This window comes from Moorena sp. SIO3I6 (genome assembly GCF_010672095.1).
In genome coordinates this window covers 1-1966 of the sequence record NZ_JAAHHU010000914.1, presented here as the reverse complement: position 1 = coordinate 1966, position 1966 = coordinate 1, and the positions used below count along the sequence as shown (strand labels likewise).

The window sequence follows — 1966 nt, the reverse complement described above, 5'->3', positions numbered from 1 at the left end:
GGGAACAGTTAGCTTGTAGTGTGGGCAAAAATAGTTTTTTTTTGATTATTAATGATTATATTATTTTGCCCACCCTACTTTATAATCTTTACTATAATAGCAATATCCCTCTAATCAACTTTCTACATGCCTGCCAAGGACTTTACCACGATGATTAAAACCAGGAGACAATTACGCTATGGAAACCTTCACTGGAGTAACCAATTGTGCTACAGCTCTTCTTCAGATCCTGAAAAACTATTGCAATATCCTCAATCGTCACAAAAATAATGCTATTAGTAATACTGTGATCAGTAAAATCATTGTTAGCGATGACAAAAATCGCTATCTAGTTATTAGGGAAGGTTGGAACGATACACAACGAATTCATTCACTCATTTTTGATGCTGAGATACGTAACAATAAAATTTGGCTACACCATGATGGTCTAGATCACGGCATTACAGAAGAGCTACTGGCGGCGGGAATACCCAAAGAACAAATTGTTTTAGCTTTTCATCCTCCCCATATCCGACAACACACTGGCTATGCTATTTCCTAGAGATTGTCGGGTGGGCAAAAACAGTTTGGTTTTGTTGAGTATTAATGATTATACTATTTTGCCCACCCTACGTTAATTGGTATTTTTTTGAACTTTTTCTTTCTCTCTTAGGACAACTGATTAATTTCATCGATAGTCAACCCCGTATATTGAGCAATATCATTCAGGGGTAACCCAGCGGCCTTCATCTGTTTAGCAATCTGCTGTTTTTCTTCAAGTCTACCTTCTTCTCGTCCTTCTAGTCTGCCTTGTTCTCGTCCTTCTTCTCGTCCTTCCCTTTTCGCGAAACTCCATGCACGTCGCGCGTCCTCCAAGGCCATCTCCTGTTTGCGGAGTTTTTCCACTTCTGACTCACTAAACCCCGCTTGATTCGCTATAGTTAAAGCTTTTTCTAGCTGTGGGATTTCTTTGAGCTGGTCAGGAATGATTTCTAAGTTGGGCGCTTCTTTGATAAAAAAGATCCACTTATCTATCACACTTTCCAATTCTTCCAGTTGCTTAGTAAATTTGGGTAGTTCCACAAACACCAGCTTTAACTCGTTCTCCTGATAAGGCAAGTGGTCTTCTTCCTCTTGAAAGTAAAAACAGCTAATGACTTTTTCGGTTGAGGGGAATAACTTAAAATCCGTGATGGTTAAAGCAATGACTGGATTGATATCGAAATATATCTTTCCCGATTTAAGTTTATTTCCATAGGTTTGGCACAAGTTATAAACCACTCGCTTCTCGAAATCCTTTACATTCCAGATTTGCACTTCAATCAGCACAGTCGTTCCATCCTCTAATACTGCCTTAACATCCAGATAAGTGTCTTTGAAATTAACCAAATACTCGTCACTATAGGAGTCAATAATTTCTAAATCCTGGATGACTGACTTACCGGAGTATATCATGGCATTTAGAAATGAAATCAGAATATCCTTACTCTGATCTGAGCCAAATATTTTCTTGAAAGCAAAGTCAGTTTTCGGGCTGATGAATCTCATGGTTTTACAGGTTTATATAGGGAGCAGGTAGCAGGGAATAGGGAATAGAGAACAGGTAGCTTGTAGGGTGGGCAAAAACAGTTTGGTTTTGTTGAGTATTAATGATTATATTACTTTGCCCACCCTACTTTATAATCTCACTCTTGCCTATTGCCTATTGCCTATTGCCTATTGCCTCTTCCCTATTCCCTCTTCCCTATTCCCTGTTCCCTTGTATATACTCAATCAAATTCCGGTGCCCACACTTCAACAATAGGTAATTCCCAACCAGGAAGCAATTCTGGTACTTGCAGCACATCCCCATCCCCCAGCACAACTTTATCCTGATTGAGGCGATAAACTTCCATGGTGCGAGTTCTCGGATCTACTAACACCCCAACTGTAGTTCCCAATTCCAGAAATTGCTGTATCTTCTGGCGCAATTTTGGTAGGCTATCGC

At 39.7% G+C, this 1966-nt stretch carries 4 protein-coding genes; 2 read left to right on the top strand and 2 right to left on the bottom strand.

The window, feature by feature from the left end:
- The first annotated feature begins 178 nt into the window (after nt 1-178).
- On the top strand, nt 179-541 hold the full coding sequence (locus tag F6K49_RS44370; protein ID WP_293108308.1) for a XisI protein: 363 nt from the start codon (nt 179-181) through the stop codon (nt 539-541).
- 107 nt (nt 542-648) lie between these two features.
- Here F6K49_RS44370 and F6K49_RS44365 read toward each other — a convergent pair whose 3' ends face one another.
- Nucleotides 649-1527 (bottom strand): Rpn family recombination-promoting nuclease/putative transposase, encoded by an 879-nt coding sequence (locus tag F6K49_RS44365; protein WP_293108306.1) that lies wholly within the window; start codon nt 1525-1527, stop codon nt 649-651.
- A 67-nt stretch (nt 1528-1594) separates the two neighbouring features.
- Between F6K49_RS44365 and F6K49_RS44360 the strand changes: the two genes are divergently transcribed.
- Nucleotides 1595-1783, top strand: coding sequence for a hypothetical protein (locus tag F6K49_RS44360; RefSeq protein WP_293108303.1), 189 nt, complete (start codon nt 1595-1597; stop codon nt 1781-1783).
- Here F6K49_RS44360 and F6K49_RS44355 read toward each other — a convergent pair.
- On the bottom strand, nt 1749-1966 hold a 218-nt coding region (locus F6K49_RS44355; protein WP_293108300.1), incomplete at its 5' end, for a Uma2 family endonuclease. The two genes, F6K49_RS44360 and F6K49_RS44355, sit on opposite strands and share 35 nt — an antisense overlap.